Below are 26058 nucleotides of genomic sequence, written 5' to 3'. Positions count from 1 at the left end.
ATTACATGTCGTCTTTGTCGAAACGGCGTGCTTCACGCTGTAGCTGATAGACGAACCGTTCGACTTGCCGCTGCACCAGACCGCTCATGTTATGAAAGCGAACACCGGCGAAGGTGGTGGAGATCCTCTCTTCGAAGTGCAGGTAACGCAATTCGACCGGTGCGGTCATGTTGCCGAAGGGCAGGGCGGCGACAAAGCGGTCATAGACCTGGCCCAGTTGCAGGCTGCCGGTGATGTCACCTTCAAAACGCAGTTTGCAGCCGGTGGCCGAGATGTCCAGCAGCTTGCCGCCCAAGGTCGATTTGAGTTTCTCACCGCCCAGTTCGACGTTGACCAGTTGCGCCAGTTTCAACGCTGCACGGAACGCATTACGGCGCTGGTGATAGATCACTTCAGCGGGCAGTGGGCCACGATAGCAGCGAGCATCGCCGGACTCATCAATGGTCAGCGTACCGTTACTTTCCCAGGCGATGCGCACGCCGTCATGAAAGCCTTCAACCTTGAATGGTTCTCCGGCCAGCAGAAAACGTTCCCCGTCTCGCGGGATCATTTCATCCAGGGCGATCGAATTGCTGTCGCGATCAACGTTCACCAGATAGCTCTGGAAGCGCTGGGTGCGCTCATGGAACGTGATGATCAACGGATCATGGCTTTCTTGCAGCTGCCGCAGGTTACCGGCGATTTCCATCGGCGTGGATAGCACCTTGGGTGGCTGCGGAGCATCGTCCGCGTTTAAGGCATTGAACACGGTTCATCATTCTCCAGGCAAAATTTGACTGCGACTTGCTAGCATACTGCCAGCATGTGAGGCGTCTTGATAGAGCGTGCTCATCAACAGGCTCAAGCCTGACTAAGCGGGCGCGGCTTTGCGAGCTTGGAGGTTGATCCGCGGGCATCGTAAAGCGCTGGCGGTTCGCCGCCGGTGAGGATTTTCAGCTGATTGGCCGTGGCGGCCTGCTGGACCAGGATCGACTGGCCATTATTGACGTTGGCTGCCTGGCATTGAGCCAGTAGATCGGTCAGTTTCTCGCTCTGTTCCAGCAATTGATCGCCGATGCTCGACTGGCTGGCAAGTTGCTCCAGGCCACTGCGATCGGCCGGCAGATTGAGGCTGACGAGGATTTCACTGCGCTTGCGGCCATGCTGTTCAAGCAGAATGATCATTGCCTGCTTCTGCGCCAGAATATCTTCGAGCAGCGGCATGTCGCGACCGTGCAAGGCGAGGGACTCGGTTTGCAGTAACTCCAGCAAGCGTTGCGCTGGAGCAAAGTCGTCGGTGATCAGTTGCAGTAAATTAGTGTCGTGCATGGCTGGCCTTGGGGTTTAAGCGTCCAAAAGCCTGGCGCAGGCCGTGGCCTAGCGCTGGGCTTCGAAGTTGAGCAGTTTGCTGGCTACACGGTTGCTGTCGACTTTATAGCTGCCATCGGCAATCGCTGCTTTCAACTCGGCCACGCGGGCGTTGTCGACGGCAGGCTGATCGCGCAGCTTGTCAGTGACCTTCTGCAACTGTTGAGCCTCATTGCTGAGGTGTACCGATTCCCCGCTTTTGACGGTACTGGCCTGTTCGGCCGGGGTATTCAGCGGCGCGGATGTGCCGGTTTCGGCGGTTTCCTTCGCGGTGCTGGTACGCGTACTACCGGTAAGTGACGAGGAGCTGTTCAAACGGCTGAAATCGATGACCATGGTAAAAAACCTCTGGGTATTTGGACGCTTGCCATGTTTTCGGCTCTCCCTGCGAAAACTTTAGGCCCATTTATCAATGAGCTTGCATGCGCCAGCGCTTGTCCTGCCTGCGGCACAGTTTAGGGAACAGCCGGGCGGCGCGCCATCTTTCACCAGCAGATTGTTCTACATGGCAACTTCCACCTGGCCCGGCGCGATGACTTGCGCCTTGATGACCCGCTGGGAGTTGAGGTTTTTCACACGAATCTGTTCACGCAGGCCGCCGTTGGACAGGGCTTCACCCGGCATACGCACACTGAGCGTACCACTGCGGGCGATAATCACCACTTGGTCGCCCTTGCTGATGACTTCCGCCTGTTCGAGATGGACCAGCGTCAGGACCTGATTGGCGACCGTTGGTCGGGTAAGTTTCTGCCCCACGGCTTGTTCCAGGGTGGTGAAATAACCCTGGTTGATCAGGCTGATGTCTCGCTCGCGCAACATGACATCGCCGGGCTCGATGACCCCGGCGCGTTTGAGCGGCCGGGTGGTGGTGACAACGTCCCGAAACAGGCGGACTTGAGCGGGCACGAAGACTGTCCAGGGGGATGTGCTGTCGCAGCGGACCTTGACCGTGACCCGTCCGATCGGGGTCGCCGGGCTCTCCAGGGTGGCTGTCAATTCCTTGTCGCACATGGGCATGCGCAGTCGCGGATCGAGCTGGTTGACTTCGATTTCGTAGCGTCCTTCCGTTTGACTGGTAGCCAAATAGTCTTCTACGGTGAATTCAAGAAAGCCCTGAGTGACGCCGATAAGCATGTCAGGCAAGGTAACCGCGTCAGCAAGGGCAGGGCTGCCAGCGTTGAACAGGCAGGCGGCCGACATTGCGCAAAGCAATTTGCGGGTAATTGATGTCAGGCGTCGGAAAAATGTCGGTTCTGTGTTCATAAGAGTTAAAAAGCAAGCGCCGTGCCGTTTAGCAATAAATGTGCGTCGCAACACACTTAAGCGTTGGTGTAGGAGTCAGTGCATGGCTGGTGTAATGGATTCAGTAAACCAGCGCACGCAACTGGTTGGGCAGAATCGCCTTGAGCTGTTGTTGTTCCGTCTCGACGGCCAGCAGCTGTATGGGATCAACGTGTTCAAGGTTCGGGAAGTGCTGCAATGCCCCAAACTGACCCTGATGCCCAAGTCCAGTCCTGTCGTGTGCGGTGTGGCAAATATCCGGGGGGCGACCATTCCGATTCTTGATCTGGCGATGGCGACCGGCTCGGGCGCACTTAAAGATCAAAGCAATCCCTTCGTGATCATCACGGAGTACAACACCAAGACCCAGGGATTCCTGGTGCGATCGGTAGAGCGCATCGTCAACATGAACTGGGAGGAGATTCATCCGCCACCCAAGGGCACGGGACGCGATCATTACCTGACGGCTGTGACTCGGGTCGACAATCAGTTAGTCGAAATCATCGACGTCGAGAAAGTGCTGGCGGAAGTGGCGCCGACACCGGAAGCGATTTCGGTCGGCGTGGTGGATGTCGAAACCCAGCACAAGGCGCTGTCCTTGCGGGTATTGACGGTCGATGACTCGTCGGTGGCGCGCAAGCAGGTGACCCGTTGCCTGCAAACGGTCGGCGTTGAAGTGGTGGCATTGAACGACGGCAGGCAAGCGCTGGATTACTTGCGCAAGCTGGTCGATGAGGGCAAGAAGCCGGAAGAAGAGTTCCTGATGATGATTTCCGACATCGAGATGCCGGAAATGGACGGGTACACCCTGACGGCCGAGATCCGCAACGACCCGCGCATGCAAAAGCTACATATCATCCTGCATACTTCGTTGTCGGGTGTATTCAATCAGGCAATGGTCAAGAAGGTCGGCGCGGACGACTTCCTGGCAAAATTCCGTCCTGATGACCTGGCATCCCGGGTAGTCGACCGGATCAAAGCAGCAGATATCAGCTAGGGGCCTTCTGCCCCTGGCGGTTAACACGATTTAAGAGGCGGCATCTTTGTCTACGGGTAATTTGGATTTCGAACAGTTCCGGGTATTCCTGGAAAAAGCCTGTGGCATTTTGCTCGGTGAAAACAAGCAGTACCTGGTCTCGAGCCGTCTCAACAAGCTGATGGAGCAGCAAGGCATCAAATCCCTGGGTGAGCTGGTTCAGCGCATCCAGACCCAGCCGCGCAGCGGTTTGCGCGAGATGGTGGTGGATGCCATGACCACCAACGAAACCTTGTGGTTTCGTGACACCTATCCGTTTGAAGTCTTGAAGAACAAGGTGTTGCCCGAAGCGATCAAGGCGGCCCCCGGCCAGCGCTTGCGGATCTGGTCGGCGGCGTGCTCGTCGGGTCAGGAACCGTATTCGCTGTCGATGTCGATCGATGAGTTCGAGCGCGTCAACATGGGCCAGTTGAAGATGGGCGCGCAAATCGTCGCGACCGACTTGTCCGGCACCATGCTGACCAACTGCAAGACCGGCGAGTACGACAGCCTGGCCATCGGCCGTGGTCTGTCGCCCGAGCGCCTTCAGCGTTACTTCGACCCCAAAGGGCCGGGGCGCTGGGCGATCAAGGCGCCGATCAAGAGCCGCGTGGAGTTTCGCTCGTTCAACCTGCTGGACAGCTACGCGGCCCTGGGCAAGTTCGACATCGTGTTCTGCCGCAACGTGCTGATCTACTTCTCCGCCGAGGTGAAGAAAGACATCCTGTTGCGTATTCACAGCACGCTCAAGCCGGGCGGTTATCTGTTCCTCGGCGCCTCCGAAGCGCTGAACGGTTTGCCGGATCATTACCAGATGGTCCAGTGCAGCCCGGGGATCATTTACCAGGCGAAGTGATTCGTTGGCCGCATCAAAAAACGGGAGTCCTCAGGGGTTCCCGTTTTTTTTGCCCGATGATTTCCCTGACATCACCACGATCCCCCTGTGGGAGCGAGCCTGCTCGCGATAGCGGTGTAACAGAAACATGGATGCTGGCTGACACGACGCCATCGCGAGCAGGCTCGCTCCCACAGGGGATGGTGGTGTTCTTTAGAGGGTGATAAGCGGCAGAAAAGCGGCAGGCGGCGGAAATCGGTTGCCGCTTTTCTGGCATTGCCGCCTTGCCACTGCCGGCAAAGCCCCGGTTTCCGGGGCTTTTTGAATTGGCACGCCACTTGCTATGTCTCTGTTACGAAAAATCAGGTCACCCGAAGGTTTCCCGACATGAGCATCAGCTTCGATAAAGCGCTCGGTATCCACGAACAAGCCCTGGGCTTCCGCGCGCAGCGTGCCGAGGTCCTGGCCAACAACATCGCCAACGCCGATACCCCGAACTACAAGGCTCGGGACCTGGAATTCTCCAAAGTGCTCGCCGCACAGAACGAGAAAACCAAGGGCGGCACGTTTGCCTTGAACATGACCAACAACCGCCATATCGAGGCTGAAGGCCTGGGCAATGGCGACGAGTCGCTGATGTATCGCACGCCGATGCAGCCGTCGATCGACCAGAACACCGTGGACGCCCAACTGGAACAGTCGAACTACGCGGAAAACGCCGTCGGCTTCCAGGCCAGCTTCACCCTGCTCAACAGCAAATTCAAAGGGCTGATGTCAGCCCTGCGCGGAGAGTAAGTCATGTCCCTATCCAGTGTTTTCAACATTGCCGGTAGCGGCATGAGCGCGCAGACCACGCGCTTGAACACCGTGGCCTCGAACATCGCCAACGCCGAAACCGTCTCGTCGAGCATCGACCAGACCTATCGCGCCCGTCACCCGGTGTTCGCCACCATGTTCCAGGGCGGCCAGAGCGGCGGCAGCGATTCGCTGTTCCAGAACCAGGACGCCGCCGGCCAAGGCGTGCAAGTGCTGGGCGTGGTCGAAGACCAGAGCAACCTTGACGCGCGTTACGAGCCGAACCATCCGGCCGCCGATGCCAAGGGCTACGTCTACTACCCGAACGTCAATGTTGTCGAAGAAATGGCCGACATGATTTCCGCCAGTCGCTCGTTCCAGACCAACGCTGAAATGATGAACACCGCCAAAACCATGATGCAGAAGGTCCTGACCCTCGGTCAGTGATAAGGGGCGACTCAGATGAGTGTTACCGATACCACCAGCGGCGTGAGCATCAAGGACGTCTTGGCCAACTCTTCGGTCAAGACCAATAACACCAGCAGCGACGGCCTGGCCTCGGCCACCAACAGCGCCACCGGCAAGAAGGCGTTGGGCAAGGACGCGTTCCTGCAATTGCTGGTTACCCAGCTGAAGAACCAGAACCCGCTCGAGCCGCAGGACAACGGTGACTTCGTGGCTCAGTTGGCACAGTTCAGTAGCCTGGAAGGCATCACCACGCTGAACGATACGGTCAGCGGCATTGCCGGCAACTACAACTCGTCGCAAGCGCTGCAAGCATCTTCGCTGGTGGGCCGCTCGGTGGTCGCGCAGACCGACACAGCGGTGGTCGATACCTCCAAGAGCTTCAACGGCACGGCCGTGGTTCCGGCATCGGTGGATCCGGTGACGATCAAGATCACCGACGCCGATGGCAAAGTGATTCGCACCATCGACATGGGCAGCCAGCAGGCCGGCAACGCCAGCTTCATCTGGGACGGCAAGAACGATGCGGGCGAAGTGGCCAAGGCGGGCACGTACAAATTTGCCGCCACCGCGACTTACGACAGCAAGGCGACCGCGCTGGTGACCTACCTGCCGGCCACCGTCAACAGCGTGACCATCAGCCAGACCGGCGGTGAGTTGATGCTGAACCTCGCAGGCCTGGGCAGTATCGCCCTGTCCAAAGTACAGACCATTGGTATATAGAGCCGACTAACACGGCACAAAGGAGTGGAATATGTCTTTCAATATCGGCCTTAGCGGTCTCTATGCAGCCAACAAACAACTGGACGTGACCGGCAACAACATCGCCAACGTCGCGACCACCGGTTTCAAATCGTCCCGTGCAGAATTCGAAGACGTGTACTCGGCCACGCGCCTGGGTACCGGCAGCAAGACCGTCGGCAACGGCGTGCGTCTGGCCAACGTTTCCCAGCAGTTCGGCCAGGGCGACGTGAACAACACCGGCAACGTGCTGGACATGGGCATCCAGGGCAGCGGTTTCTTCATCCTCAGCGACAACGGTTCCCTGAGCTACACCCGTGCCGGTGCGTTCAAGACTGACGCCGAAAACTACGTGGTCGACAACAACGGCAACCGCCTGCAAGGTTACGGCGTTGATGACAACGGCAAGATCATCAATGGCGTGCTGACCGACCTGAAAATCGACACCTCGAGCCTGTCGCCCAAGGCCACCACTCGCGTCGACCAGACGATTAACCTGAACTCCTCGGAAGCCCTGCCGACCGTTACACCATTCAACCCGGCCGAGCCATTGAGCTACAACAAGCCGATCTCCACGCATATCTACGACAGCCAGGGTAATGAGCACAACCTGGACCAGTACTACGTGAAAACCGGTACCAACGACTGGACCGTGTACACCTACGTGGACGGTCGTTCGCCTTCCAACCCGGCCGCCGAGCCACCGGTGCCAGTGACGGCCAACGTGACCTTCAACTCTGACGGTACCGTCAACACCATGACCGGCAGTCCTGGCTTTGCTGTGACCGGTAAAGTCTTCCAGTTGACCGGTTGGGTGCCGGGCGTGGTCACCAATGCCAACGTGACGCCGAAAGTCTGGGGGCCTAACGGTTCGGTTGCGGCCACTGGCGGCCTGTCCTTCGACATGACCAAGACCACCTCTTACAATTCGCCGACTGCCCGTACCCAGCAGTTTCAGGACGGCTACGCCACTGGCCAGATTTCCAGCCTGACCATCGACGAAACCGGTGTCATGACCGCTAACTTCAGCAACCAGCAAACCAAGGCCATCGGCCAGGTGGCGGTCGCGAGCTTCGCCAACGAGCAAGGCCTGCAGCCCATCGGTGGTACGCGCTGGAAAGAAACCTTCGCCTCGGGCGAGGCGGGTGTCGATGCTCCGAAAACCGGTACGCTGGGTGCGGTGGTGTCCAACTCCCTGGAAGAGTCCAACGTCAACCTGACCAACGAACTGGTCGATTTGATCAAGGCGCAGAGCAACTACCAGGCAAACGCCAAGACCATCTCCACTCAGAGCACCATCATGCAGACCATCATTCAGATGACCTGATGCTGGTTCGCGCTGAATAAAGAGCCCCTCGTGAGAGGGGCTTTTTTTATGGGCGGGATTTGTCTCGAGTGCCGAATTTTGCGTTGTCAGTGATGGCCCCTTCGCGAGCGGGCTCGCTCCTACAAAGGATCTTCAGTGCGGCGCCTGTCCAGTTCAGGAGCGAGCCTGCTCGCGAAGGCGTCAGCCCGGTCACCACTTTCCTTGGGGCAAAAGAAAACCCCCGACAATCCAGAGGACTGATCGGGGGTTATCCAGACGAGCGCCTTGCGGCGCTCACCGGCTCAGCTTATTGGCAAGCTTCGCAATCCGGCTCGTCGATGGCGCAAGCCTTCGGCACTGGAGCGGGGCCGGCTGGCGCTGCCAGGACCGAATCTTCACCGTGGTTGCCGCCGCTGGAAACAGCGTTCAGCTTGCCGGTGTTGATGGTCGACTTCTCGGTGCTGGTCGCGGCCAGGGCACGGAGGTAGTAAGTGGTTTTCAGACCACGGTACCAGGCCATGCGGTAGGTCACGTCCAGCTTCTTGCCCGAAGCGCCAGCGATGTACAGGTTCAGCGACTGAGCCTGGTCGATCCACTTCTGACGACGGCTTGCCGCGTCAACAATCCACTTGGTGTCCACTTCGAAGGCGGTCGCGTAGAGCTCTTTGAGTTCTTGCGGGATGCGCTCGATCTGTTGCACCGAACCGTCGTAGTACTTCAGGTCGTTGATCATGACCGAGTCCCACAGACCGCGAGCCTTCAGGTCGCGAACCAGGTACGGGTTGATCACGGTGAATTCGCCCGACAGGTTCGATTTCACGTAGAGGTTCTGGTAGGTCGGTTCGATCGACTGCGATACGCCGGTGATGTTGGCGATGGTCGCGGTCGGTGCGATGGCCATGATGTTGGAGTTACGAATGCCTTTCTGCACACGGGCACGAACCGGTGCCCAGTCCAGGGATTCGTTCAGGTCAACGTCGATGTACTTCTGGCCACGTTGCTCGATCAGGATCTGTTGCGAATCCAGCGGCAGGATGCCTTTGGACCACAGCGAACCCTGGAACGTCTCGTAGGCGCCGCGCTCGTCGGCCAGGTCGCAGGAAGCCTGGATCGCGTAGTAGCTGACCGCTTCCATCGACTTGTCGGCGAATTCGACGGCCGCGTCGGAACCGTAAGGAATGTGCTGCAGGTACAAAGCGTCCTGGAAGCCCATGATGCCCAGGCCGACCGGACGGTGCTTGAAGTTGGAGTTCTTCGCTTGTGGCACCGAGTAGTAGTTGATGTCGATTACGTTATCGAGCATGCGAACGGCGGTGTTCACGGTGCGTTCCAGCTTGGCGGTGTCCAGCTTGCCGTTGACGATGTGGTTCGGCAGGTTGATCGAGCCCAGGTTGCAAACGGCGATCTCGTCCTTGTTGGTGTTCAAGGTGATCTCGGTGCACAGGTTCGAGCTGTGGACCACGCCGACGTGCTGCTGCGGGCTGCGCAGATTGCACGGGTCTTTGAAGGTCAGCCATGGGTGGCCGGTTTCAAACAGCATGGACAGCATTTTGCGCCACAGGTCTTTGGCCTGGATGGTCTTGAACAGCTTGACCTTGCCTGGGTATTCGGTCAGGGCTTCGTAGTACTCGTAACGCTCTTCGAAAGCCTTGCCGGTCAGGTCGTGCAGGTCCGGTACTTCGGACGGCGAGAACAGGGTCCACTTGCCGTCATCGAAGACGCGCTTCATGAACAGGTCAGGGATCCAGTTGGCGGTGTTCATGTCGTGGGTACGACGACGATCATCACCGGTGTTCTTGCGCAGCTCGATGAACTCTTCGATGTCCATGTGCCAGGTTTCCAGGTAGGCACAGACAGCGCCTTTGCGCTTGCCACCCTGGTTAACGGCGACGGCGGTGTCGTTCACTACTTTCAGGAACGGGACAACGCCCTGGGATTTGCCGTTGGTGCCCTTGATGTACGAGCCCAATGCACGAACCGGCGTCCAGTCGTTGCCCAGGCCGCCTGCGAATTTCGACAACATGGCGTTGTCGTGGATCGCGTGGTAGATGCCCGACAGGTCATCCGGCACGGTGGTCAGGTAGCAGCTGGACAGCTGTGGACGCAGGGTACCGGCGTTGAACAGGGTCGGGGTCGACGACATGTAGTCGAAGGACGACAGCAGGTTGTAGAACTCGATGGCACGGTCTTCTTTCTGCTTCTCTTCAATCGCCAGGCCCATGGCCACGCGCATGAAGAAGATTTGCGGCAGTTCGAAGCGGATACCGTCCTTGTGGATGAAGTAACGGTCGTACAGGGTTTGCAGGCCCAGGTAAGTGAACTGCTGATCGCGCTCGTGGTTGATCGCCTTGCCGAGTTTTTCCAGGTCAAAGGTGGCCAGGACCGGGTTCAGCAATTCGAATTCGATACCCTTGGCGATGTACGCAGGCAAGGCCTTGGCGTACAGGTCGACCATCTCGTGGTGGGTCGCGCTTTCGGCGACTTCCAGGAAGCTCAGGCCTTCGGCACGCAGGGTGTCCATCAGCAGGCGAGCGGTCACGAACGAGTAGTTCGGCTCACGCTCGACCAGGGTACGGGCGGTCATCACCAGGGCGGTGTTAACGTCGGTCAGGGCCACGCCGTCGTACAGGTTTTTCAGGGTTTCGCGCTGGATCAGGTCGCCGTCGACTTCTTCCAGGCCTTCGCACGCTTCGGTGACGATGGTGTTCAGGCGGCCCATGTCCAGAGGCGCAAATGAGCCATCGGCGCGGGTGATGCGGATCGACGGGTGAGCGTTGACCGCTTCTTCGGCCGGTGCGTGGGCAGCGCGTTCTTTCGAACGACCGTCACGGTAGATCACGTAGTCGCGGGCCACTTTCTGCTCGCCGGCACGCATCAGGGCCAGTTCGACCTGGTCCTGGATTTCTTCGATGTGGATGGTGCCGCCCGAAGGCATGCGACGCTTGAAGGTTGCGGTGACTTGTTCGGTCAGGCGCGCAACGGTGTCATGGATTCGCGACGAGGCGGCAGCGGTGCCGCCCTCAACTGCGAGAAACGCTTTGGTGATCGCGACGGTGATCTTGTCATCGGTATAAGGAACGACAGTGCCGTTACGCTTGATCACGCGCAGTTGGCCAGGCGCGGTGGCGGACAGATCCGAAGTCGAATCAGCGGCCTGCGGCAAGGTGCCCTGCGGGTTCTCGCGAGTTGTGTCGGTTTGCATGGGGGAGTGTCTCCACATTCTCTATGTTTGTTTGAGCACCTTCATGGTGCCCACCGTTCTGTCCTGAAGCACTACAACCGAGGGGCCTCGGGCATAACAACTTCGGGACAGTAGGAAAAGGCTAATGATGCCGCTTCCTTGCCGAAGTCTTTGGTCTCGAGCCAGGGCCCGAAACCGGATTCCATTCAGGGTGACAGTAATGACTGCAACACCCGTACCGTTCCGGCTGTTCTGGCCTCAAAAAACGGTGCCATCCGCAGGTGCGGTTTGGGCTTTCAAATTCACGCTTGGTTCAACCGGAAACAGCAATAAAGCGCTTGAGTTTCTGGTCTGAAATGTGGTTAGGCTTTTTAAGCCAAAACCCTACATGTAGGGTTTTTTTGGCGCCGGGCTACAAGATAATGCGTTTTGGAGGGTGTTGCAACGTACTACCTGTGGATAAACCTGTGCGTAAATTGTGTGTGAAAGAAGGAACAGGCGTGTAGGCCGCGACCTAGCGGGAGCGAACCGTTTTTCACTGATTTTCAGCGATTGAAAACAGTCATTCGGATTTTTAAGGGCGCGAACCCTATCACAAAAATCCGGGTTGTCCGAACGCATTTGCCGGCTTGTGTTCTCGGCGTTCGGCGTTTATACAATCGGCCAGTGTGTATGCATTCTTATCCTCCCCAATCATTACAAAAAGACGGGCGGATCCTTCCTTATAAGTGTTGTTGGCAAGCAGAGGTCACCGTGGAGCAAGAAGCCTGGCAGATATTGATTGTGGAGGACGACCAGCGTCTGGCCGAACTGACCCGCGATTACCTGGAAGCCAATGGCCTGCGCGTATCGATCGAGGGCAATGGCGCCCTGGCCGCGGCCCGCATCATTAATGAAAAGCCGGACCTGGTGATCCTCGACCTGATGCTGCCGGGCGAAGATGGCCTGAGCATCTGCCGCAAGGTCCGCAATAAATATGACGGCCCGATCCTGATGCTCACCGCCCGCACCGACGATACCGATCAGATTCTTGGCCTGGACTTGGGGGCCGACGATTACGTGTGCAAACCGGTGCGTCCGCGCCTGCTGCTGGCGCGCATCCAGGCGCTGTTGCGCCGCAGTGAAGCCCCTGAGGTGGCCCCGGAAAAACAACGACGCCTGCAGTTCGGCCCGCTGGTGGTGGACAACGCATTGCGCGAGGCCTGGCTGAATGACAACGGCATCGAGCTGACCAGCGCCGAATTCGATCTGCTGTGGCTGCTGGTGGCCAACGCCGGGCGCATCCTGTCCCGGGAAGAAATTTTCACCGCCCTGCGCGGCATCGGCTATGACGGCCAGGATCGCTCCATCGACGTGCGCATCTCGCGCATCCGTCCCAAAATCGGCGACGATCCGGAGCATCCACGACTGATCAAGACCATCCGCAGCAAAGGCTATCTGTTCGTTCCGGAAGCCTGCACCCTGTGAACTCGATCTTCCTGCGCATCTACGGCGGCATGTGTGCGGCGCTGATTCTGGTCGCGGTGCTCGGCGTACTGGCCTTGCACCTGCTCAACCAGGTGCGCAGTGAGCAATACCGCGAACGCCTGGCCCACGGCACCTTCTCGCTGATGGCCGACAACCTGCAACCGATGAACGAAACCGAACGCCACCGGGCCTTGCTGGTGTGGGAGCGTTTGCTGGGGATTCCGTTAGCGCTGAAGACCTTCGCCCAGACCGACCTCGACCTGACGCAGCGTACCCGCGTGCTGCGCGGCCAGGCGCTGGTGGAACAGACCGGCCCGCATGCAGCGAAGGTGTATCGGCTGGTCAGCGACAAGGAGCAGTTGGTTTTGACGGGAGAAGTCCAGCAAATCAGCGAGCAACTGGCGCGAGCGACTATCTATCTGCTGGCCGACGAACTGGTGCGCGTGCCGGTGGCTGAGCAGCCCAAGCGCCTGGCGCAATTGAAACAAGACAAAGGCTTCGGTTTCGACTTGCGCCTGGTCACCGTCGACCAGGCGGACATGGACGAGGACCAGAGCCGCCGGATCTCCGAAGGCGACACGGTGATGGCATTGGGCAAGGGCGGTGACTCGATCCGGGTGTTTGCCGGCATGGTCGGCACGCCGTGGGTCCTGGAAATCGGCCCGCTGTACCAGATGAATCCTTATCCGCCCGAATGGTTGGTGCTGATCGCGGCTCTTGGTTTGAGCCTGATCGGTTTGATCGTCTATCTATTGGTGCGACAACTTGAGCGTCGCTTGCGTGGTCTCGAAGCCGCTGCCACGCGTATTGCCAAGGGCAGCCTGGAAACCCGCGTGCCGGCGCGCGGCGCGGATTCGGTGGGGCGGCTGGCCTCGGCGTTCAATGGCATGGCCGAGCACTTGCAACAGTTGTTGGCGATCCAGCGTGAACTGGTGCGCGCGGTGTCCCACGAATTGCGCACCCCGGTGGCGCGCCTGCGTTTTGGCCTGGAGATGATCGGTTCGGCCACCACGCCACAGGCTCTGGAGAAGTACCGCGAAGGCATGGACCACGACATCGAGGACCTCGACAAGCTGGTGGACGAAATGCTGACCTACGCGCGTTTGGAGCAGGGCTCGCCCGCGTTGAATTTCCAGCGGATCGATCTGGATGCGTTGGTCAATCAAGTGATCGAGGAATTGGCACCGCTACGCGCCGACGTCACCGTGCAGCGCGGGTTGTGCCTGTCCGCCGCCGATTGTGACGATGCCTGGGTCGAGGCCGAGCCGCGCTATTTACACCGGGCGATCCAGAACCTGGTGAGCAATGCCATGCGCCATGCCTCGTCGCGGGTGACGGTCAGTTATCAGGTGGGGCAGCAGCGTTGCCGGGTGGACATCGAAGATGACGGGCCGGGCGTGCCAGAGTCGGCGTGGGAAAAAATCTTCACGCCGTTCCTGCGCCTTGATGACAGCCGTACACGGGCATCAGGCGGGCATGGCTTGGGACTGTCCATTGTGCGGCGGATTATCCATTGGCATGACGGGCGGGCGTTGATCAGCAAGAGCAAGAGTCTGGGCGGGGCGTGCTTCAGCCTGAGTTGGCCGAGGAATCAGGAGAAGCGGTGAGATTTGCGGCGTCTGTACTGGCCTCATCGTCGGAACGCCGCCCGGAGCAGGCTCACTCCTACAATGGATCTGTGCGACACCGAAGATCCTCTGTAGGAGTGAGCCTGCTCGCGATGAGGCCCGAGCCAACACCAAAAATCCTCAAGCCCTGATGCTGACCAGACTCAACAACTGCCCATCCACCACCCCAAACTGCGCATCCAGCTCAGTGCCATTGCGCCACTCGCTGGACAGATCTGTCAGCAATCGCAGCCGCACCTCACCGCTCTCGCTCCACTCCAGCACTTCCGCATGTTCAAAATAAAACCGCTGCCGAACAATCGGATACAGCGCCTTGAACAGACTCTCCTTCACCGAAAACGTCAGCGTGACCAGCATCGCCAACTGATCACGATGACCTGCGGCCATGCGCTGCAATTCCGCCGGGGTAAGGATTTCCCCGGCCAGGCGTTCGGCACGTTCAGGGTTTAGCAGGTTTTCCAGGTCCATCCCCAATCCACGCCAGTGGGTCTTGTTCGCGACAATCGCCGCGGCCCGGCCGGTGCTGTGGGTGATTGAGCCGCTGATATGCGCAGGCCAGACCGGCGCCCGGTCTTCGCCGATGGCCGGGCTGAAACTCAGCCCTTCCAGCTTCTGCAACGCCGCCCGGGCACAGACCCGACCGGCCAGAAACTCGGCCTGACGCTTGGCAACCGAGCGCTGGATGCTCGCTGGCGGCTCGATGGCGCTGCGCGTGAAATCATCGAGGACCAGTTGCGAGGTATCGAAGTGCGTGCTCAACAGCACCGTATCAGGCAGCACAAACGGCAGCGGCCAATGGGCATCGAGCGGGGTGCAGCAGACGGGCAGGGCGGGGGTGGCATTCATGTCGCGCATTTTGCCGGGTTGCCTTCGGGCTGGGTAGCCCTGACGTAGACCGCGTTATCGTTCTTCGCGGGCAAGCCTCGCTCCTACAGGTTTGAGCCGATCACGAAATGGCGGAACGACACAAGCCCTGTAGGAGCGAGGCTTGCCCGCGAAGGCCACGCCTCGATCTTCTGCTTAACCGAAGATTTTTTTGAAGAACGCCTGCATATCCGCCCAGGATTTTTCATCCGCCGCCTTGCTGTACCCGATATCCGGCCCACCATGATCGCCATGGCCCAACCGATCCGCATCTGGATTGCTGAACCCATGCTTGGCGCCCTCAAGGCTGACGAATTGATAGTCGGCCCCGGCCTTGTCCATCTCAGCCTTGAACGCCGCGACGTTGTCCGCCGTCACCATGCTGTCCAGCGCACCATGCTCCACCAGGATTTTCGCTTTCACGCTGCCCGGTGTTGCGGGCGTTTTGGTCGCCAGCGCCCCGTGGAAACTCACCACGCCCGCCAGCGGAACGCCTTGACGCGCTGCATTCAGCACCACGGCACCGCCGAAGCAGTAACCGATGGCAGCGACTTTATCCGGATGGGTCTGTGGCTGTTTCTTCAGCAAATCGAGCCCGGCCTGGAAGCGGGCGCTGGACGCGGCACTGTCTTTCAACGCCGCTTGCATGAAGGCCATGGCGTCCTTGGGATGTTCGGTGTTCTTGCCATCGCCATACATATCAATGGCCAGCGCGCTGTAACCCAGTCCGGCCAAATCACGGGCGCGGCGCTTGGTGTAATCGTTGAGGCCCCACCATTCATGCACCACCACCACGCCCGGACGTTGACCCTTAATAGCATCGTCGTAAGCGTAATAGCCGATCAGCTTCGTGCCATCGGGGCTCTGATAGGGAATCTCCTGAGTCTTGATCTCGGCGTGGCTGAGCCCGCTCAAGGCCAGTAATAGGAGGGAGAGGAAAACGCGCATGGTCGGATCTCCTGCATAAAAGTCATCAAAACAGCCGGGTGGAGTTGATTCAGCTTAGGTTCAGAGTGCGTTCAGGGGGAGTTCAGGGGTGGGTGCGTAACCTTGCCCCGTACCCAAAAAGCAAATAGCGCATGAGGAAATTCCCCAATGACTCACTTCAAAAAACTGCTTCTGGCTTTCACCGTCATGGGCGCAAGCACCGCAGCTTTCGCTTCCAACGATAATTTCGCCAGCCTTACTCTTGGACAGACCAGCGACAAAGTCAAAAAATCCCACGCCCTGAACGACAACCTCAACCACCCGAACGCCGACGGCGTGATCGGCAAGGACACCACCTGGGGTGTGCGTCTGGGCCAGCAAAACAGCGAGGGCCGCTACTACGCCACTTACGACAACGTGTCGGGTTCGCACAATGGCATTAAACTGCGTCAGGAAAACCTGTTGGGCAGCTACGATCTGTTCTACCCGGTAGGCGCCAGCACCAAATTGTTCGGCGGTGCCACGGCCGGCCTGACCAAAATGACCCAGGAGTCCCCAGGGTTCAGCCGCGACAGCAACATCGGCTACGCCATTGGCGGCCAGGTTGGCGTGTTGCAGCAAGTGTCGCAAAACACCTCGGTCGAACTGGGTTACCGTTACCTGCGCAGCAACGCCAGCACCGAGATGAGCGAGCGCGGTGGCAGCAAGCAGGGTTCGCTGGACCTGACCAGCAGCGCCCAGACCTACCTGTCGGCGAACTACGCTTTCTGATAAGTGCAATCCCTGTAGGGGTGAGCCTGCTCGCGATAGCGGCGTGTCAGTCGACATCAATGTCGAATGTGCTGGCGCCATCGCGAGCAGGCTCGCTCCTACAGGGTTCTGCGGTGTGACTGAGAACTGTGCTGCTGGAGATAACGATTTGCCTAGGAGAGCGTTATGAAACTGCTGGTCGTCGAAGATGAAGCGCTGTTGCGCCATCACCTGCAAACCCGCCTGACGGACAGCGGCCACGTGGTCGAGTCCGTGGCCAACGCGGAGGAGGCGTTGTATCAGACCGAGCAGTTCAACCACGACCTGGCGGTGATCGACCTCGGCCTGCCGGGCATGAGCGGGCTCGACCTGATCCGTCATCTGCGCTCGCGTGGCAAGGCCTTCCCGATCCTGATCCTCACGGCGCGTGGCAACTGGCAAGACAAGGTCGAAGGCCTCGCTGCCGGTGCCGACGATTACGTGGTCAAGCCGTTCCAGTTCGAAGAGCTCGATGCGCGCCTGAATGCCTTGCTGCGCCGCTCCAGCGGTTTCACCCAGTCGACCATCGTCGCCGGGCCGCTGCTGCTCGACCTCAATCGCAAACAAGCGTCCCTCGATGAACAACCGCTGGCGCTGACCGCCTACGAGTATCGAATCCTCGAGTACCTGATGCGGCATCACCAGCAAGTGGTGGCCAAGGACCGCTTGATGGAGCAGCTGTACCCGGACGACGACGAGCGCGATCCGAACGTCATCGAAGTGCTGGTCGGCCGTCTGCGCCGCAAACTCGAAGGCCCGGCAGGTTTCAAACCGATCGACACTGTGCGTGGCCTCGGCTACCTGTTCAATGAGCGCTGCACTTGATTCGCTCCCTTCGTGTCCGCTTGATGCTGGCCGCCGCCACCCTGGCGGTGCTGTTCATGCTGGCGTTGCTGCCAGCGATGCAGGGCGCGTTCAGCCTGGCGTTGCAGGATTCCATCGAGCAACGCCTGGCGTCGGACGTAAACACGTTGATTTCCGCCGCGCGGGTGGAAAACAACGCCCTGCAGATGCCGGCGCAGTTGCCCGATGAGCGCTTCAACCTGACTGACAGCCGCTTGCTCGGTTACATCTATGACCGCGAAGGTCATTTGGTCTGGCGCTCGAAGGCCACCGGCGAAGAGAAGATCAACTACAAACCGCGTTACGACGGACGCGGCAACGAATTCGCGCGCATTCGCGAGGCCGATGGTCAGGAGTTCTTCGTCTACGACGTCGAAGTCAAACTGCTCAGCGGCAAAAGCGCGGCATTCAGCATCGTCGCCCTGCAACCGGTGCACGAGTACGAAGTCACCCTCGAAGGCCTGCGCGAAAACCTCTACCTCGGTTTCGGTGCCGCGTTGCTGGTGCTGCTGGCGCTGCTGTGGATCGGCCTGACCTGGGGCTTGCAGGCCTTGCGTCGGCTCAGTCAGGAGCTGGACGAAATCGAAAGCGGCGCCCGCGAAAGCCTCAGCGAACAACACCCGCGTGAGCTGCTGCGCCTGACCGGCTCCCTCAACCGCTTGCTGCACAGCGAACGCGAGCAGCGCAGCCGCTACCGCGATTCCCTCGACGACCTGGCCCACAGCCTGAAAACCCCGCTGACCGTGCTGCAAGGCGTCAGCGAAGACATGGCCCAGCGCCCGGAAAACCGAGATCAGGCCTGGTTGCTGCAAACCCAGATCGAGCGCATGAGCCAGCAGATCGGCTATCAACTGCAACGCGCCAGCCTGCGTAAAAGTGGGCTGGTACGTCACCAGGTGCGCCTGCAGCCGGTGCTGCAAAGTCTGTGCGACACGCTGGACAAGGTCTACCGCGACAAGCGCGTGCGCGTTGCTTTCAACCTGCCGGAGCCGTGTTACGTGCCGATCGAACAGGGCGCGCTGCTGGAGATGATGGGCAACCTGCTGGAAAACGCCTATCGCCTGTGCCTGAGCGAAGTGCGCATCAGCGTGCGCGAAACCCTGAGCGGGGTCGAGTTGTGCGTTGAAGATGACGGGCCGGGCGTGCCGCCGGATCAGCGGGCGCGGATTCTGCAACGGGGCGAGCGGCTGGATCGCCAGCACCCGGGGCAGGGGATCGGGTTGGCGGTGGTCAAGGACATTATCGAGAGCTACAACGCGAAGCTGACGCTGGGGGATTCGCCGATGGGCGGGGCGGCGTTCCGGATTCATTTTCCGGTGGTTTGATCGAGGGGTTGGTGGTGTTTTTTCGGGCCTCATCGCGAGCAGGCTCGCTCCTACAATTGAATCTGCGGCGCTCGCGAAAAGTGCATGCTCCGCAGATCCCCTGTAGGAGCGAGCCTGCTCGCGATGAGGCCAGTCAACTCAACCCAAAAATCAGTTGCGGATGCTGGACAGGCTTGATCCACCGTAGTCGTTCGTTCAGGCAGACCGCATCATCGTTCATCGCGAGCAGGCTCGCTCCCACAGGAGATCTTCAGTGAATGCATCATTTGCGTTCACACCGATCACCTGTAGGAGCGAGCCTGCTCGCGATGGGGCCAGTCAACTCAACCCAAAAATCAGTTTCGGATGCTGGACAGGCTTGATCCGCCGTAGTCGTGCAGTCAGGTAGACCGCGTCATCGTTCATCGCGAGCAGGCTCGCTCCCACAGGAGATCTTCAGTGAATGCATCATTTGCGTTCACATCGATCACATGTAGGAGCGAGCCTGCTCGCGATGAGGCCGGTCAATTCAACCCAAAAATCAGTTTCGGATGCTGGACAGGCTTGATCCGCCGTAGTCGTGCAGTCAGGTAGACCGCGTCATCGTTCATCGCGAGCAGGCTCGCTCCCGCAGGAGATCTTCAGTGAATGCATCATTTGCGTTCACACCGATCACCTGTAGGAGCGAGCCTGCTCGCGATGAGGCCGGTCAATTCAACCCAAAAATCAGTTTCGGATGCTGGACAGGCTTGATCCGCCGTAGACGTTCAGTCAGTTAGACCGCGTCATCGTTCATCGCGAGCAGGCTCGCTCCCACAGGAGATCTTCAGTGAATGCATAATCTGCGTTCACACCGATCACCTGTAGGAGTGAGCCTGCTCGCGATGAGGCCGGTCAACTCAACCCAAAAATCAGTTGCGGATGCTGGACAGGCTTGATCCGCCGTAGTCGTTCAGTCAGCTAGACCGCGTCATCGTTCATCGCGAGCAGGCTCGCTTCCACAGGAGATCTTCAGTGAATGCATCATTTGCGTTCACACCGATCACCTGTAGGAGCGAGCCTGCTCGCGATGGGGCCAGTCAACTCAACCCAAAAATCAGTTGCGGATGCTGGACAGGCTCGATCCGCCGTAGTCGTTCGTTCAGGCAGACCGCGTCATCGTTCATCGCGAGCAGGCTCGCTCCCACAGGAGATCTTCAGTGAATGCATCATTTGCGTTCACACCGATCACCTGTAGGAGCGAGCCTGCTCGCGATGGGGCCAGTCAACTCAACCCAAAAATCAGTTTCGGATGCTGGACAGGCTCGATCCGCCGTAGTCGTTCGTTCAGGCAGACCGCGTCATCGTTCATCGCGAGCAGGCTCGCTCCCACAGGAGATCTTCAGTGAATACATCATTTGCGTTCACACCGATCACATGTAGGAGCGAGCCCGCTCGCGATGAGGCCAGTCAATTCAACGCAGATTCAGTTCTCTTGCGCGCGATAGGCGCCCGGCGTCAACCCGGTCCATTTTTTGAACGCCCGATGAAACGCCGAAGGCTCGGAAAACCCCAATTGCTCGGCAATCTGCTGTAACGACAGATCTGCTCGCCCCAGGTGATAAATCGCAATGTCCCGGCGCAACTGATCCTTCAATTCCTGAAAACTCGACCCTTCTTCGCGCAAGTGCCGACGCAACGTCTGCGGGCTGATGTGCAGGTGCGCAGCCACCGCTTCCAGGTCCGGCCAGCGTGCACTGTCGCGGCTGAGCAAGCGGCGCAACTGGCTGCTCAGACTGTCGCCGTCATCCGGGCGCGAGAGCAGGTCGGCGGGAGAATGTTGGAGGAAATGCTTGAGCGTGCGTTCGTCCTGCAACAACGGCATGTGCAGGTAGCGGCTGTGAAACAGCAAACTGCTCTGCGCCGTGGAAAACTCCATGGGGCAGGGGAACAGCAAATCGTATTCGGCGCCGTGTTCGGGCTTTGGATAACTGAACGTCGCCTGCTCCAGCCGAATGCGCTGGCCGATCAGCCAGCTGCCAAGACGGTGCCACACCATCAGTTGGCTTTCGGTGAGGAAATGATCAGGGTCCTGGAACTTTGAGTCGTCGAGGCTCAGGCGGACCCATTCGTCTTCGCGGGTCAGGGTCAGGCGCGGACCGTCAGGGAATAGGCTGTAAAACAATAAACCGCGATGCAGCGCCTTATCGAGGTTGCGGCAGTGAATCACGGCGTGGCACATCATTGCGAAGGTCCCGGTTTTACTGGGCGTCGGCCCGAAACCGAGGTATTCGTCGTCGAGGGCCAGCCACAACGCCTGGATCAATCGCGTGAACTGCTCCGGCGCAATTCGCGCCCGTGGCTCATCGAGCAACTCGGGGCTGATGCCGAGTTGTTGCAGCAGATTTGAATAGTCATAACCCAACCGACGCGCGCCACCTAATGCGGCACGGGCGAAATGACTGGCGATGGTGCGTTCACGCATGGCAGGCAGGTCCGACCCAATGAACGACGGATGGTAGCTGTCGACCCTCGTTATGAACAGGCGGATATCCGCCAAATTGTAGGACGAGACCTGGTCGATGGGCGGAAATCCGCCACATTGTGGTAACCCGTCAGTGGCAAGGCTGGACCTGTAACCCTTGATGTCAAAAGGCATGCAGGCATTTTTTTAAAGGTGGCACGGGCCTTGCGATACAACAAGCAGATGCCTGCCGTTGCGCAGCTCGACAAAACAAATCCCTCCAGTGCAGGAGGGTTCGCAATTGAAGTGTCTTGGGCAACAGACGGATGTTGTCACGGGGCACTCTTGAGGAACTTTGCAATGACGACTCGTCAGCCACTGTATAAATCCCTGTATTTCCAGGTGATCGTTGCTATCGCCATCGGCATCCTGCTCGGTCACTTCTATCCGCAGACCGGTGTGGCCCTCAAGCCACTGGGTGACGGGTTCATCAAACTGATCAAAATGGTCATCGCGCCAATCATCTTCTGTACGGTCGTCAGCGGTATCGCCGGCATGCAGAACATGAAATCGGTCGGCAAGACCGGTGGCTATGCGCTGCTGTACTTCGAAATCGTCTCCACCATTGCCTTGCTGATCGGTCTGGTCGTGGTCAACGTCGTGCAGCCGGGCGCCGGCATGCACATCGATGTGACGACTCTGGACACCAGCAAAATCGCTGGCTTCATCTCGGCCGGTAAAGACCAGAGCATCGTTGCCTTTATCCTCAATGTGATCCCGAACACCATCGTCGGCGCCTTCGCCAACGGCGACATCCTGCAAGTGCTGATGTTCTCGGTGATCTTCGGTTTCGCCCTGCATCGCCTGGGTGCCTACGGCAAGCCGGTTCTGGACTTCATCGATCGCTTTGCCCACGTGATGTTCAACATCATCAACATGATCATGAAGCTCGCTCCAGTCGGCGCGTTCGGTGCGATGGCTTTCACCATCGGTGCCTACGGTGTTGGCTCGCTGGTGCAACTCGGTCAGCTGATGATCTGCTTCTACATCACCTGCATCCTGTTTGTGCTCGTGGTACTGGGCGGCATCTGCCGCGCGCACGGCTTCAGCGTAATCAAATTGATTCGCTACATCCGTGAAGAACTGCTGATCGTACTGGGCACTTCCTCTTCGGAATCCGCTCTGCCGCGCATGCTGATCAAAATGGAACGCCTGGGTGCGCAGAAATCGGTTGTGGGTCTGGTGATCCCGACGGGTTACTCGTTCAACCTCGACGGTACTTCTATCTACCTGACCATGGCGGCTGTGTTTATCGCTCAGGCGACTGATACCCCGATGGACCTGACTCACCAGATCACCTTGCTGCTGGTGCTGCTGTTGTCCTCCAAAGGTGCAGCGGGTGTGACTGGTAGTGGCTTTATCGTCTTGGCGGCTACCCTGTCGGCTGTAGGTACTCTGCCGGTGGCCGGCCTGGCGCTGATCCTCGGTATTGATCGCTTCATGTCCGAAGCCCGCGCCCTGACCAACCTCGTTGGTAACGCTGTTGCGACCCTGGTCGTGGCCAAGTGGGTCAAAGAGCTGGACGAAGACAAGCTGCAAATCGAGCTGGCTTCCGGCGGTCGCGGTATCTCCGACACCCGTGAAGAAGACGACCTGGGCGTGGCCGAAGGCCCAACCCCTAGCAACGTCAAGTAAGACTGGCTGCACTGAAAAACCCGCTTCGGCGGGTTTTTTCTTGCCCGTGATTTGAGCGCAACGGTCACAGCTGCTGACACTTCAGGTGATTGCTGCAATGCGTTTGCCTGCCTAGGCTGGAGGCATCGTTCACGGAGGTCGCTCATGCCCGGTCCACTGGCATCACTCAAGGTTCTGGATTTCTCGACGCTGCTGCCGGGGCCGTTTGCCTCGTTGTTGCTGGCGGACATGGGCGCGCAAGTCCTGCGCATCGAATCGCCGACCCGTATGGATTTGCTCCGGGTGTTGCCGCCGCACGATCACGGGGTGTCGGCCAGCCACGCCTACCTCAATCGCAACAAGCGCAGCCTGGCGCTGGACCTCAAGCAGCCCGAGGCGCTGGAGGTGATCAAGCAATTGCTGGCGGACCACGACATCGTGCTGGAACAGTTCCGCCCCGGTGTGATGGAACGCCTGGGCCTGGGCTATGAAGCCTTGAAGGCGATCAATCCACGGCTGATCTACGTGTCGATTACCGGTTATGGCCAGAGCGGCCCCTACAAGGACCGCGCCGGTCACGACATCAACTACCTGGCGCTGGCGGGGCTGGCGAGCTACACCGGCCGCACCGAGAGCGGGCCGTTGCCATTGGGCATGCAGGTGGCAGATGTCGCCGGCGGCTCGTTGCACGGAGTGATCGGGTTGCTGGCGGCGGTGATCGCTCGCCAGCACAGCGGGGTGGGGCAGCATCTGGATGTGAGCATGACCGACTGCGCCTTCAGCCTGAACGCCATGGCCGGCGCCGGGTACCTGGCCTGTGGTGTGGAGCCGGGCAGGGAGGATCAGATGCTCAATGGCGGCAGCTTCTACGACTACTACCGTTCGCGGGACGGGCGCTGGTTATCGGTGGGCAGTCTGGAACCGGCCTTCATGCAGCAACTGTGCAGCGCGCTGGGGCGGCCGGAGCTGGCGGCCAAGGGCCTGTCGCCCAAACCCGCCGAGCAACAGGTACTGAAGAATGAGTTGAAAGCCGAATTCGAGAAACATGACTTTGCGCAACTGTGCGAGTTGTTTGCCGGGGTCGATGCGTGTGTCGAGCCGGTGCTGAGTTTGGCCGAGGCGGTGCAACATCCGCAGTTGCAGGCGCGGGAGTTGGTGACGCAGGTGCCGCGGGGGGACGGTTCTGCGCAGGCGCAGATGGCGTGCCCGTTGAAATTCTCAGAGGGATTGCCGGAGCCGCGGCATATCGGCGCGGTGTTGGGACAGCATACGGATCAGGTGTTGGGGGAGTTGGGGATGAGTGCTGAGCGGATTGCAGAATTGCGCCGTGCCAAGGTGATTCTCTAGCGTCTGTACCGGCCTCTTCGCGGGCAAGCCTCGCTCTCACAGGATCTGTGTCGTTCACAAAGCTTGTGCTCGAAATCAATACCTGTGGGAGCGGGCTTGTCCGCGATGAGGCCAGACCAGACTCCACAAATCTGACTACTCGACCCGCATCTCCCCACTGAACACCAACGTGCTGCGGCACCGCCGGCACAAATACCGCCGCCCTTGCCGTACCAGACCATGGCGCTGGGCCGAAAACGGGAAATCGCTGTCGACGCACGGGCATTTGTAGATGTAGCGCGTCACGCTGCGGCGTTTGACGTCGTAGGTGTGGCAGCGATTGGGCGGCAGTTCGTACACGCCGCGCATGATCAATTGCCACTCTTCACCGTGCGGCTGAATGCGGTCGCCGAACAGTTGATGGGCGATCAGGTGCGCGACTTCGTGGGCCACGGTCTGCTTGAGGAAGTCTTCAGTGTTTTCCCGGTACAGCTGCGGATTGAAGCGCAGCAGGTTCTCGTGCAAATGCGCGACACCGGCTTTTTGACCGCGCAGCTTGAGGCTCACCACGGGGCGTTTGAAAGTTCGTTTGAAAAAGGATTCGGCCAGCTGATAACAGTCTTCGACGCGGGTATTGAGTTGCTCGGGCATGCTTGATGGATCTCCAGAGACGTCGAGTATGCCGCAACCCCGGGGCCTTGCGAATCGCCGAGGCGCCGAATGGTCGTTACCCCTCACACATTAGAAGGCCGCCTTGCGGCGGCCTGTGTTGGCAGATCTTGTTTTTGGGTGGTGAGTTGCTAATTGGTGTAGACCGGCCCCACGCCGAGTCCCCAGACAATCACTGTAAACGCCATGATGGCGACCAGCACCACCAGGCCTACGGCAAGTACCGAACTGGAAAACAGGAAGCCCTCGTCTGATGGAATGTTCATGAAAGTGGGTAGCCCCACATACAGCAAGTACACCGTGTAGCAGATGGCCGCCGTTCCGACGATCATCCCCAGCCACATATGTGGGTACAGCGCCGCCAGACCGCCGATGAACAGCGGGGTCGCGGTATAGGTCGCAAATGCAACGCAGCGTGCCAGGCTTGGATTGGCGTCATAGGTACGGGCCATCCAGTGGATGAATGCGCCCATGACCGCGACGCCGCCGAGCATCGCCAGGTACGACATGATCGTCATCCATAGCGCGCTTTCCTGGGTCAACATGACCGGCGCTCGATTGCCGATGACCCAGCCGACCTGAGTGGTGCCGATAAACGCCGACACAGCGGGAATTGCCGCCAGAATCAGCGTGTGAGTCAGGTACATGTGGCTGATGCTTTCCTCTTGGTCGCCACGGATTTCTTTCCATTCCTGGTCGGGGTGGGTGAAGAGCCCCACTACGTGATGGATCATGCCAGTCACTCCTCTTGTTTTTACCGTCGCCCCCCAGTGGAGCGCCTACAGGCCAAAGTGGCCAAGTAAGTAAAAGGTCTGGATATGTATGCGACCTTATGTCGCAGTATAGAAAGGTCTTCACGACGCAGGTTGTAGGGCGTTAGAGCAAATTGCGCTGTAAACCCTGCTGTTAATCGCCGTAGGGTCTTGCGCGACCTATGTGGCGAGGGAACTTGCTCCCGTTCGGCTGCGCAGCCGTCGCAAAAACGGCCGACGGGGTTTGACTGACCCGATGGTGCAGGATGGTTTTGGGGCCGCTGCGCGACCCAGCGGGAGCAAGCTCCCTCGCCACAGGGGTATGCTCAGCTCAGATAAAGTGCAGTCGCCAGGCACTTCGCCGACGGTGGGTTTTTGCGTAAAATGCCGGCCTTTCGTCACACCT

23 protein-coding genes are annotated in these 26058 nt (G+C 59.2%); 13 read left to right on the top strand and 10 right to left on the bottom strand.

All coding sequences use genetic code 11. The features are described from left to right. Position 1: 1 nt before the first annotated feature. The 4 genes from RHP74_RS23095 to flgA form a co-directional block, all read right to left on the bottom strand. On the bottom strand, positions 2-748 hold the full coding sequence (locus RHP74_RS23095; protein WP_042932643.1) for a flagellar brake protein: 747 nt from the start codon (positions 746-748) through the stop codon (positions 2-4). 92 nt (positions 749-840) lie between these two features. Continuing rightward, positions 841-1308 (bottom strand): flagella synthesis protein FlgN, encoded by a 468-nt coding sequence (locus RHP74_RS23090; RefSeq protein WP_010457166.1) that lies wholly within the window; start codon positions 1306-1308, stop codon positions 841-843. A gap of 48 nt (positions 1309-1356) precedes the next feature. Beyond that, the gene (gene flgM / locus RHP74_RS23085; protein ID WP_010457164.1) at positions 1357-1683 is read right to left on the bottom strand and encodes a flagellar biosynthesis anti-sigma factor FlgM; all 327 of its coding nucleotides are present in this window, start codon (positions 1681-1683) and stop codon (positions 1357-1359) included. A gap of 165 nt (positions 1684-1848) precedes the next feature. Beyond that, positions 1849-2610, bottom strand: a complete 762-nt coding sequence (gene flgA / locus RHP74_RS23080; RefSeq protein ID WP_145309726.1) for a flagellar basal body P-ring formation chaperone FlgA — start codon at positions 2608-2610, stop codon at positions 1849-1851. 82 nt (positions 2611-2692) lie between these two features. On the opposite strand from flgA, the gene RHP74_RS23075 reads away from it, so the two are divergent. The 6 genes from RHP74_RS23075 (at position 2693) to flgE (ending at position 7806) form a co-directional block, all read left to right on the top strand. Then, positions 2693-3625, top strand: a complete 933-nt coding sequence (locus tag RHP74_RS23075; protein WP_010457160.1) for a chemotaxis protein CheV — start codon at positions 2693-2695, stop codon at positions 3623-3625. Positions 3626-3671: 46 nt separating this feature from the next. Continuing rightward, complete coding sequence (cheR, locus tag RHP74_RS23070) at positions 3672-4499, top strand: protein-glutamate O-methyltransferase CheR (RefSeq protein ID WP_010457158.1); 828 nt, start codon at positions 3672-3674, stop codon at positions 4497-4499. Positions 4500-4865: 366 nt separating this feature from the next. Beyond that, positions 4866-5273 carry a flagellar basal body rod protein FlgB gene (flgB, locus tag RHP74_RS23065; protein ID WP_010457156.1) on the top strand — a complete coding sequence of 136 codons (408 nt, stop codon included), beginning with the start codon at positions 4866-4868 and terminating at the stop codon, positions 5271-5273. Between the two features lie 3 nt (positions 5274-5276). Beyond that, positions 5277-5720 (top strand): flagellar basal body rod protein FlgC, encoded by a 444-nt coding sequence (gene flgC / locus RHP74_RS23060; RefSeq protein ID WP_010457154.1) that lies wholly within the window; start codon positions 5277-5279, stop codon positions 5718-5720. A 15-nt stretch (positions 5721-5735) separates the two neighbouring features. Beyond that, the gene (flgD, locus tag RHP74_RS23055; protein WP_010457152.1) at positions 5736-6461 is read left to right on the top strand and encodes a flagellar hook assembly protein FlgD; all 726 of its coding nucleotides are present in this window, start codon (positions 5736-5738) and stop codon (positions 6459-6461) included. A gap of 31 nt (positions 6462-6492) precedes the next feature. After that, positions 6493-7806: a flagellar hook protein FlgE gene (gene flgE, locus RHP74_RS23050; protein WP_311096358.1), complete on the top strand. Its 1314-nt coding sequence runs from the start codon at positions 6493-6495 to the stop codon at positions 7804-7806. A gap of 286 nt (positions 7807-8092) precedes the next feature. Here flgE and RHP74_RS23045 read toward each other — a convergent pair whose 3' ends face one another. Beyond that, positions 8093-10987 carry a ribonucleoside-diphosphate reductase subunit alpha gene (locus tag RHP74_RS23045; protein WP_010457148.1) on the bottom strand — a complete coding sequence of 965 codons (2895 nt, stop codon included), beginning with the start codon at positions 10985-10987 and terminating at the stop codon, positions 8093-8095. Positions 10988-11719: 732 nt separating this feature from the next. On the opposite strand from RHP74_RS23045, the gene RHP74_RS23040 reads away from it, so the two are divergent. Then, a complete protein-coding gene (locus RHP74_RS23040; RefSeq protein ID WP_010457146.1) occupies positions 11720-12433 on the top strand; it encodes a response regulator in 714 nt (237 codons plus the stop codon). Further along, positions 12430-14040 (top strand): ATP-binding protein, encoded by a 1611-nt coding sequence (locus RHP74_RS23035; RefSeq protein WP_010457144.1) that lies wholly within the window; start codon positions 12430-12432, stop codon positions 14038-14040. Before RHP74_RS23040 ends, RHP74_RS23035 begins: the two co-directional genes overlap by 4 nt. Before the next feature lie 141 nt (positions 14041-14181). Here the strand turns inward: RHP74_RS23035 and RHP74_RS23030 are convergent, their stop codons facing one another. Further along, positions 14182-14907 (bottom strand): 4'-phosphopantetheinyl transferase superfamily protein, encoded by a 726-nt coding sequence (locus RHP74_RS23030; RefSeq protein ID WP_311096357.1) that lies wholly within the window; start codon positions 14905-14907, stop codon positions 14182-14184. Between the two features lie 174 nt (positions 14908-15081). Then, positions 15082-15873 carry a dienelactone hydrolase family protein gene (locus RHP74_RS23025; RefSeq protein WP_311096356.1) on the bottom strand — a complete coding sequence of 264 codons (792 nt, stop codon included), beginning with the start codon at positions 15871-15873 and terminating at the stop codon, positions 15082-15084. A gap of 147 nt (positions 15874-16020) precedes the next feature. Here RHP74_RS23025 and RHP74_RS23020 point away from each other — a divergent pair, with 147 nt between their 5' ends. The 3 genes from RHP74_RS23020 to RHP74_RS23010 all read left to right on the top strand — a co-directional run bounded on the left by RHP74_RS23020 (position 16021) and on the right by RHP74_RS23010 (position 18809). Further along, complete coding sequence (locus RHP74_RS23020) at positions 16021-16623, top strand: membrane protein (RefSeq protein WP_010457138.1); 603 nt, start codon at positions 16021-16023, stop codon at positions 16621-16623. Positions 16624-16788: 165 nt separating this feature from the next. Beyond that, positions 16789-17466 carry a response regulator gene (locus RHP74_RS23015; RefSeq protein WP_077749196.1) on the top strand — a complete coding sequence of 226 codons (678 nt, stop codon included), beginning with the start codon at positions 16789-16791 and terminating at the stop codon, positions 17464-17466. After that, positions 17463-18809 (top strand): ATP-binding protein, encoded by a 1347-nt coding sequence (locus tag RHP74_RS23010; RefSeq protein ID WP_010457134.1) that lies wholly within the window; start codon positions 17463-17465, stop codon positions 18807-18809. The genes RHP74_RS23015 and RHP74_RS23010 overlap by 4 nt, the downstream gene beginning before the upstream one ends. 1444 nt (positions 18810-20253) lie before the next feature. Here the strand turns inward: RHP74_RS23010 and RHP74_RS23005 are convergent. Continuing rightward, positions 20254-21252 carry an AraC family transcriptional regulator gene (locus RHP74_RS23005; RefSeq protein WP_083377274.1) on the bottom strand — a complete coding sequence of 333 codons (999 nt, stop codon included), beginning with the start codon at positions 21250-21252 and terminating at the stop codon, positions 20254-20256. A gap of 339 nt (positions 21253-21591) precedes the next feature. Here RHP74_RS23005 and RHP74_RS23000 point away from each other — a divergent pair, with 339 nt between their 5' ends. Next, entirely contained in the window at positions 21592-22926 is a 1335-nt protein-coding gene (locus RHP74_RS23000; protein WP_311096355.1) for a dicarboxylate/amino acid:cation symporter, read from the top strand. Positions 22927-23070: 144 nt separating this feature from the next. Next, positions 23071-24252: a CaiB/BaiF CoA-transferase family protein gene (locus RHP74_RS22995; RefSeq protein WP_102595524.1), complete on the top strand. Its 1182-nt coding sequence runs from the start codon at positions 23071-23073 to the stop codon at positions 24250-24252. 135 nt (positions 24253-24387) lie between these two features. On the opposite strand, the gene RHP74_RS22990 is transcribed toward RHP74_RS22995, so the two are convergent. Continuing rightward, the gene (locus tag RHP74_RS22990; protein ID WP_010457127.1) at positions 24388-24882 is read right to left on the bottom strand and encodes a SprT family zinc-dependent metalloprotease; all 495 of its coding nucleotides are present in this window, start codon (positions 24880-24882) and stop codon (positions 24388-24390) included. Positions 24883-25031: 149 nt separating this feature from the next. Next, a complete protein-coding gene (locus tag RHP74_RS22985; protein ID WP_010457124.1) occupies positions 25032-25634 on the bottom strand; it encodes a Yip1 family protein in 603 nt (200 codons plus the stop codon). Positions 25635-26058: the final 424 nt, after the last annotated feature.

This window comes from Pseudomonas sp. SG20052, assembly GCF_031766055.1.
GTDB classification, from domain to species: Bacteria; Pseudomonadota; Gammaproteobacteria; order Pseudomonadales; family Pseudomonadaceae; genus Aquipseudomonas; species Aquipseudomonas mandelii.
Note: the sequence above shows the minus strand (reverse complement) of the source record. Positions and strands in the feature narration are given on the sequence as shown.

Coding starts and splice junctions, on each gene's coding strand:
- RHP74_RS23090 (WP_010457166.1), bottom strand. CDS start 1,308: ATGCACGACACTAATTTACTGCAACTGATCACCGACGACTTTGCTCCA.
- flgM (WP_010457164.1), bottom strand. CDS start 1,683: ATGGTCATCGATTTCAGCCGTTTGAACAGCTCCTCGTCACTTACCGGT.
- flgA (WP_145309726.1), bottom strand. CDS start 2,610: ATGAACACAGAACCGACATTTTTCCGACGCCTGACATCAATTACCCGC.
- RHP74_RS23075 (WP_010457160.1), top strand. CDS start 2,693: ATGGCTGGTGTAATGGATTCAGTAAACCAGCGCACGCAACTGGTTGGG.
- flgB (WP_010457156.1), top strand. CDS start 4,866: ATGAGCATCAGCTTCGATAAAGCGCTCGGTATCCACGAACAAGCCCTG.
- flgC (WP_010457154.1), top strand. CDS start 5,277: ATGTCCCTATCCAGTGTTTTCAACATTGCCGGTAGCGGCATGAGCGCG.
- flgD (WP_010457152.1), top strand. CDS start 5,736: ATGAGTGTTACCGATACCACCAGCGGCGTGAGCATCAAGGACGTCTTG.
- flgE (WP_311096358.1), top strand. CDS start 6,493: ATGTCTTTCAATATCGGCCTTAGCGGTCTCTATGCAGCCAACAAACAA.
- RHP74_RS23045 (WP_010457148.1), bottom strand. CDS start 10,987: ATGCAAACCGACACAACTCGCGAGAACCCGCAGGGCACCTTGCCGCAG.
- RHP74_RS23030 (WP_311096357.1), bottom strand. CDS start 14,907: ATGAATGCCACCCCCGCCCTGCCCGTCTGCTGCACCCCGCTCGATGCC.
- RHP74_RS23025 (WP_311096356.1), bottom strand. CDS start 15,873: ATGCGCGTTTTCCTCTCCCTCCTATTACTGGCCTTGAGCGGGCTCAGC.
- RHP74_RS23020 (WP_010457138.1), top strand. CDS start 16,021: ATGACTCACTTCAAAAAACTGCTTCTGGCTTTCACCGTCATGGGCGCA.
- RHP74_RS23015 (WP_077749196.1), top strand. CDS start 16,789: ATGAAACTGCTGGTCGTCGAAGATGAAGCGCTGTTGCGCCATCACCTG.
- RHP74_RS23005 (WP_083377274.1), bottom strand. CDS start 21,252: ATGCGTGAACGCACCATCGCCAGTCATTTCGCCCGTGCCGCATTAGGT.
- RHP74_RS23000 (WP_311096355.1), top strand. CDS start 21,592: ATGACGACTCGTCAGCCACTGTATAAATCCCTGTATTTCCAGGTGATC.
- RHP74_RS22995 (WP_102595524.1), top strand. CDS start 23,071: ATGCCCGGTCCACTGGCATCACTCAAGGTTCTGGATTTCTCGACGCTG.
- RHP74_RS22990 (WP_010457127.1), bottom strand. CDS start 24,882: ATGCCCGAGCAACTCAATACCCGCGTCGAAGACTGTTATCAGCTGGCC.
- RHP74_RS22985 (WP_010457124.1), bottom strand. CDS start 25,634: ATGATCCATCACGTAGTGGGGCTCTTCACCCACCCCGACCAGGAATGG.